The 6,187-nt window shown below is 44.2% G+C and carries 7 protein-coding genes and 2 pseudogenes; 7 read left to right on the top strand and 2 right to left on the bottom strand.

The features are described from left to right. Positions 1–78: 78 nt before the first annotated feature. Entirely contained in the window at positions 79–192 is a 114-nt protein-coding gene (locus FKP33_RS26295; protein ID WP_141336769.1) for a transposase, read from the top strand. 78 nt (positions 193–270) lie between these two features. Here the strand turns inward: FKP33_RS26295 and FKP33_RS26290 are convergent. After that, positions 271–1,403 (bottom strand): IS3 family transposase gene (locus FKP33_RS26290; RefSeq protein ID WP_141336768.1). Its coding sequence is split into 2 segments (ribosomal slippage): positions 271–1,131 and positions 1,134–1,403, totalling 1,131 coding nucleotides; the frame shifts between segments, so codons are not numbered across the junction. A 131-nt stretch (positions 1,404–1,534) separates the two neighbouring features. On the opposite strand from FKP33_RS26290, the gene FKP33_RS28905 reads away from it, so the two are divergent. Then, complete coding sequence (locus FKP33_RS28905; RefSeq protein WP_141336767.1) at positions 1,535–1,876, top strand: integrase core domain-containing protein; 342 nt, start codon at positions 1,535–1,537, stop codon at positions 1,874–1,876. On the opposite strand, the pseudogene FKP33_RS26280 reads toward FKP33_RS28905, so the two are convergent. Further along, a pseudogene (locus FKP33_RS26280) lies at positions 1,858–2,885 on the bottom strand (IS256 family transposase); the annotation flags it as partial. The gene FKP33_RS28905 and the pseudogene FKP33_RS26280 sit on opposite strands and share 19 nt — an antisense overlap. Before the next feature lie 275 nt (positions 2,886–3,160). Between FKP33_RS26280 and FKP33_RS26275 the strand changes: the two are divergent. The 5 genes and pseudogenes from FKP33_RS26275 to FKP33_RS26260 all read left to right on the top strand — a co-directional run. Further along, a pseudogene (locus tag FKP33_RS26275) lies at positions 3,161–3,385 on the top strand (transposase); the annotation flags it as partial. Between the two features lie 537 nt (positions 3,386–3,922). Continuing rightward, complete coding sequence (locus FKP33_RS26270; RefSeq protein WP_141336766.1) at positions 3,923–4,189, top strand: DUF1883 domain-containing protein; 267 nt, start codon at positions 3,923–3,925, stop codon at positions 4,187–4,189. A 402-nt stretch (positions 4,190–4,591) separates the two neighbouring features. Next, positions 4,592–5,620 carry a CHAT domain-containing protein gene (locus FKP33_RS26265; protein WP_141336765.1) on the top strand — a complete coding sequence of 343 codons (1,029 nt, stop codon included), beginning with the start codon at positions 4,592–4,594 and terminating at the stop codon, positions 5,618–5,620. 117 nt (positions 5,621–5,737) lie between these two features. Further along, a complete protein-coding gene (locus FKP33_RS27910; protein ID WP_258313561.1) occupies positions 5,738–5,863 on the top strand; it encodes a hypothetical protein in 126 nt (41 codons plus the stop codon). A 94-nt stretch (positions 5,864–5,957) separates the two neighbouring features. After that, positions 5,958–6,187 (top strand): transposase (locus tag FKP33_RS26260; RefSeq protein ID WP_181410289.1); only part of this gene is annotated, 230 nt, incomplete at its 3' end.

Genomic DNA, 6,187 nt, shown 5'->3' with positions numbered 1-6,187 from the left:
CTAAAGCCCCGAAATTACCTTTGAGTCTTTTCTCTTAATCCACTAGAATGTGAATGAAGTAAAGTGGAGGGATGAAAGATGCAGAGAAAAAGTTACAGCATAGAATTTAAACAGCAGCTCATCCAAGAGGCGCTTGAAGTGGGAAATGCCAGTCAGGTCGCAAGACGCCATGGAATTGACGGTAAAATGTAATGCTCCCCGTTGTCAAGACACAATTTCGGAAAAAATAAGTTATGTCCTCCTTCGATTGTAGTGGGGGAGCGGACGCGATCAAGCGGTCCGCGCATACACTTCATCCGGCTTGGCATAACCCAACGACTGGTGCGGACGCTGGGTATGGTAAAAGCGTAGATAGGCCGTAATGGCTTTACGAAGCGCCCGAGGGTCTTCGTACTCGTTCAAATAGATCTCCTCGTATTTGAGCGAACGAAAGAAGCGTTCCGTACGGCTGTTGTCTCGCGCTCGGCCCTTACCATCCATAGACACTTTTACCTGGTGCTTCACCAATAAATCCAAGTAATCCGGATTCGTAAAATGACTGCCCTGATCGCTGTTTATGATCTCGGGCTGACAGCGCCCCAGCGCCCGTTTCAGGCACGTCAGGACGAAAGCCTTCTCCAATGTGCTGGAGAGCTCGTAATCGATGATTTTGCGGCTGTACCAGTCGATAATCGCAAAGAGATACATAAAGCCTTTGCCCATCCGCAAATACGTAATATCAATTCCCCAGACCTGGTTCGGACGATCAATGGCCAAGCCGCGCAGAAGGTAGGGCCGAATATACTGGGCATGATATCGTTTGCTTAAGTTCGGTCCCGGATAGATCACTTCAATTCCCATCAGGCGCATCAGCCGCTGGATGCGTTTGCGGTTCACGGCCCATCCCTGTTCCCGCAATTTGCTTGTCATCCGCCGATAGCCGAAATACGGATGCTTCGTGTACAACTTGTCGATCTCATGCATCAGTTGTACGTTCTCCGGCGCTTCCTGCCGCACATCCCGCCGCCGATACACGTTCGTACGATGGATCCCCAGCAACTCTGCTTGGCGCTTGATGCTGATCTCCCGGTTATCCCGTTCCACCATGGCTTGCCGATCTCTTGTCGATGTCTTAGAGACCAGATTTTTTTTTTGAGCCAATTGACTTCTAGCGTCAGTTGGCCGACCAGTTTCTCCAGTTGCTCTTGCTTGTCCTCATAGTTCCTTTTGATCTTCTCGGCTTCCTTTGTTTCCCGGCCGAACACCATGGAGGCTCGCTCCAGAAACTCTGCCTTCCACCGGCTCAACATGACTGGGCTGAGTTCGTACTTCCCTGCGATCTCATTCACCGTCTGCTCTTCTCTCAGCACTTCCAGGACGACCTTCGTCTTAAACTCTGCGGTATATCGGTTTCGTTTCTCCATGGCTTCAGTATAACTTATTTATCGCCTCCCTGTGTCTCACCCTATGGGTTCATTGTAGACGTCCATTCCCAGGGTTTTCCTTTAACCAACAACAACGCCCTATCAGTGACGAGCAAATCAAAGAATGGCTAATGGAGCTTATTGCTGGGGAAGAGTCAACGTACGGTTATCGAAAATTAACCGTATGCCTCAAACGGCAGTATGGATTGATCATTAACATGGAACATGAACGGATTCCGCCGAAAACACCGAATAAAAATGCTCACATTGAGGCTTTTCACGCCATCTTGGAACAAGACTGTCTCTCCAGGCATGAGTTTGAGAGTTACCAAGATGCATACCATGTCGTTTCCAATTACCTCTTGTTTTACAATCAGCGACGAATACATGGCAGTTTATATGATCTATCCCCAGAGGAATTTTTTCAAGCTGTTCTTCAACAAACCGTAAAGCCGCTCGTGATTAAGGTGTAGCTGTAGATAAGTTTACGAATCTCTGGGGGATACTTGAAAAAGGTAGAGAGTTCGTCACAATTATTGCGCCAGGAGCGGATAATAAGGGGGTATTTGCTACCCCAGATCTCCTCAAAGCGATCCAACTCTAACCAGGCAGCTTCTTCGGTTGTCGCCTTGTAAATCGGCTTCAGATCAGCCGTTACCTTCTTTAAATCCTTGTAAGAGACGTAACGGGTAGAGTTGCGGATTTGGTGGATGATGCACTTTTGGATCCCCGTGTTCGGATAGCAGGCGGAAATGGCCTGGGAGAAGCCCGTCAGATTATCCACACAAGTGATGAGAATGTCTTGAACGCCACGATTACGCAGGTCGTTCAAAACGCTAAGCCAGAACTTCGAGGACTCGTTCTCACCAATCCACATGCCCAGCACGTCTTTATTTCCGTCTAAATCAATGCCGATGACCATGTAGGCAGCCTTGTTCACAATGGCGCCATCTTGCTTTACTTTGTAGTGAATCGCGTCCATAAAGACGACGGCATAAATACTTTGCAGCGGCCGATTCTGCCATTCTTTAATGAGAGGGACAATTTTGTTTGTCACATTCGAGATCATCGTTGGCGAGACGTCAATTCCGTACAGATGGTTAAGATGATCCTGAATATCCCGTGTGCTGACACCCTTAGCGTACATGGCGATGATTTGGTCCTCAATGCCGGTCACAGTGGACTGATGCTTCTTGACGATAACAAGCTCAAATTCACCATTACGGTCACGTGGCATGTTAATCTCCACGTCGCCATATTCGCTCGTAACGGTCTTTTTAGACTTGCCGTTGCGGCTGTTAGTCGTTGTTTTGCTCTTCACATCATGCTTTTCATAACCAAGCTCTGTATCGAGCTCAGCTTCCAGCATGGACTGCAATGTCTCTGCAAACAGCTCTTTCAGGGCAGACTGCACGTCGTCCATCGTCTTGAGGTTGTTCTCCTTTACAAACGCCTCACTTGTTCCTTACTGAATCTAGCCATAGGTGCCATCCTCTCAAACCAGCCTTTTTCTTATTGTATTATATTTTCGGTTTGAGAGTTTACACAGAATATTTTACAGACTCTATCGGTTTAACCCCGCAAATTTAGAGTCTTATACCCTTATTCTAGCGAATGCGTAGTTTTTTATTGATTTTACGTCGTAGCCGCCCTTGACACGGAGCCTCTGCGGGCATGATTTCTCGCGATAGGGCGATGTAGGGAAGCAAGCATCGCGAGGCTAGCAACCTACCATGCCCACCCCTCCATGTAAAAGTAAACTTATCTACACGACCAATATGATCGAAAGCTACCACAGACAGCTTCGTAAGGTAACCAAGGGAAAGAGTATTTTCCCAACCGATGAAGCCCTGCTTAAGATGCTGTACCTGGCGACAATGGACGTTACCCGCAAATGGACGGGACGTGTGCAGAACTGGGGACAAATGCTCCTCCAGCTGTCTGTTTTCTTCCCCGACCGGATCGGTCATTATTTGCGTTAGTATTTTGCTTCAAGAGGGTTTACACAAAATACTGGACAGACCCTTTATATATAAGTGAATAAATTGAACTCAATTAAGTTACCATGTGGTTTTATATTATAAACTTCTATAAATGGTAGTGTTGGTAAGTAGATATCTACACTATCGTAAGCTAGGAGGCTTATAGGAGAGTACGTGTCAATATTTTTTTGTGTACTCTCCCTTTTCCGAGTCTAGTAAGTGAGCCGCGGCTTAATTTGGAACCTCCGGCAGGCATGTTGTCCTTGCGAATGGGTGAATAGCTAAAGACTATTCGCACCGGCATCCAGCCTATCATGCCCCCCCTCCAAGTAAAGCCGCTTTTAGCGTCCATGAATGCGTTCTGGATAATATACCGTGAGTTGCAGCCAAATCTGTCCCTAGTGAGAGTGTATACAACCGTATACCGATAGAATTCCGAAGAGATTTTTCGAGAATAATGAAACAAATATTGACAATTTATACTGAATTAAGAGATTCTATTGTTAGATAGATTACTTATTGAAGGGCGGATGGAAAATGAATTTTACACATTATGATTTAGGAACACTTAATGGCGGAGCGACTGTTGAAGTAACGCTTTCCGGGAATGCTGCAAATGTTCTCCTACTTGATAGCTCTAATTTTAATAATTATCGTAATGGTAGGCAGTATAAATACTATGGCGGTCATTTTACAAGATCACCAGTCAGAATTAATGTCCCTCACACAGGTCATTGGCATGTGGCAGTCGATTTAGGTGGTTATAGAGGATCTGTGAAATCGTCTGTTCGTATTCTGAATTAATCCAAAAGAAAAATAGTTGTTTAATTTCAGTACAAAATAGGAGATCTGAAAAAGCTGGAACATTCAAAGGGTACCGCAGTCAGTTGAAAGCTGACTGCGGTACCCCTTTCGTAATTCAATTTGGCTGAATGCGCTTTAAAGGATGAATGTGATAAACTATCGGATTACTAACCCCAGACTAATGGGATCAGTGATAATTAAAGCTGTAAGGAATTATTAAAGTTAGTTGATGGATATTCCAAATTAGGTCAGTATTAACGATATAATGGAGGAGGCTCTACCAAGCTCATAGCAACGTTTGTGAAATACTTTATAGGCAGCTAACATAAGGGAGAAGATCATCATAAAGCTATTAGGTTTTGATATCTTTGTAGATTAAGGGAAGGGGATGATTAATAAAATATGGCAACTATAGATACATACAGAAGTAATATTATGCGAAAAAAGAAAGACGTAGCAAAACTCCTATCGGATAGAGCTAATGAAGCGAAGAAAATATCAAGCCATACAAAGAAAATACTATCAGCAAAACAGGCTATTTCTCGAACAAAATCATTGTCAACTTTAAAGTCTAAATCTGGAGAGATAGATCGTGCAGAAAAAGCTTTAGCTAGTATAGAGAAGAGGTTAGCGGAAATAGACGGCAAAATTGCCAAAAAGAATAAAGAGATTGCTGATGAGGAACGTAAGTTGATACAAGCAGAGGAACGTGAAGGAAAGATAAGGTTGCAGGAGGCGGAAAGACAAATGAAAAGGGTGGATGATACACTTGGGCAGCATAGTGAATTGCATTTGCAAACACAGCAAACATTATTGCAATTACAAAGCATACCTGAAAAAATATCGGTTCTCTTTATGGCATCCAATCCTATTAATGTGCCACCGTTGAGATTGGATGAAGAAGCGAGAGAGATTGGAGAGATGATAAGAAAATCGGAACATAGGGATTCGGTTTCTTTTGTTACAAAGTGGGCGGTTAGACCGCAAGATGTATTGCAAGCAATTAATGAGGAGAACCCTACAATAATACATTTCAGTGGTCATGGCTCAGATGAAGACGAAATAGTTTTCCAAAATCCTCAGGGTAAGGCAAAATTGGTTTCAAAAGAAGCAATTGTTCAGACGATGATGAGTTCTTCAGATACAATCAGGCTAGTATTTTTCAATACATGTTTTTCTTATGGACAAGCACAGGCAGTGATAGAGCATGTTGATGCAGCGATTGGTATGAATACTTCAATAGGGGATGAGGCAGCAAGGGTCTTTGCTGCACAATTCTATTCGTCCATTGGGTTTGGTCGATCACTCAAAACAGCGTTTGAACAAGCAAGGGCAGCTCTTATGTTGGAAGATATTCCAGAGGAAAATACGCCAGAGCTTTATGTTAAAGAAGGACTAGATGCAAGTGAAATCATTATCGTTCGACCATAAAATTATTAATTGGTTCAGAATGACAACAAAAATCGCAATATAGAATTCTCATTCTGAGTTTATACTATCTTTCTTTATGTAACTATTAAAAATACTTGCCAAAGGAAGAGGAGGGGGATGTCACGGGCAACGAAAAAGGATCTGCTCATCGCTGACGGGATGCTGCTTATGATCCAAGGAAAAGCCGGGAATTGGTCTTCCGCCGATATACAGTCGCTCTTGCTTGGTTATAGTCTCAAGTAGTGGTGTAAATTTAAAGGCTCCATATTGACAAAGGAAGCCACGATGTGATTTCTACTAAAGTGACGCCAATCAACTTTAGAAGGAGGAATCCATCGTGACTTCTATCAACAGAATGTCACTTTTGGAGCTGTTGCGCAAGAGTGGAATGGATCAAGATGTAGACTTTTTGAAAGAAGGATTGCAGCTATTGGCGCAAGCCCTGGTGGAGGCGGAAGTCACCCAGCAGATTGGGGCGGATCGCTACGAACGCAGCGGGGAACGAACGACTCAGCGCAACGGGTTTCGGACTCGTGAATGGGACACCCGCGTCGGTACCTTAGATCT

This window comes from Paenibacillus sp. tmac-D7, from assembly GCF_006519665.1.
In the GTDB taxonomy this organism is placed as follows: domain Bacteria; phylum Bacillota; class Bacilli; order Paenibacillales; family NBRC-103111; genus Paenibacillus_G; species Paenibacillus_G validus.
Note: the sequence above shows the minus strand (reverse complement) of the source record. Positions and strands in the feature narration are given on the sequence as shown.

Coding starts and splice junctions, on each gene's coding strand:
- FKP33_RS26295 (WP_141336769.1), top strand. CDS start 79: ATGCAGAGAAAAAGTTACAGCATAGAATTTAAACAGCAGCTCATCCAA.
- FKP33_RS28905 (WP_141336767.1), top strand. CDS start 1,535: ATGGAGCTTATTGCTGGGGAAGAGTCAACGTACGGTTATCGAAAATTA.
- FKP33_RS26270 (WP_141336766.1), top strand. CDS start 3,923: ATGAATTTTACACATTATGATTTAGGAACACTTAATGGCGGAGCGACT.
- FKP33_RS26265 (WP_141336765.1), top strand. CDS start 4,592: ATGGCAACTATAGATACATACAGAAGTAATATTATGCGAAAAAAGAAA.
- FKP33_RS27910 (WP_258313561.1), top strand. CDS start 5,738: ATGTCACGGGCAACGAAAAAGGATCTGCTCATCGCTGACGGGATGCTG.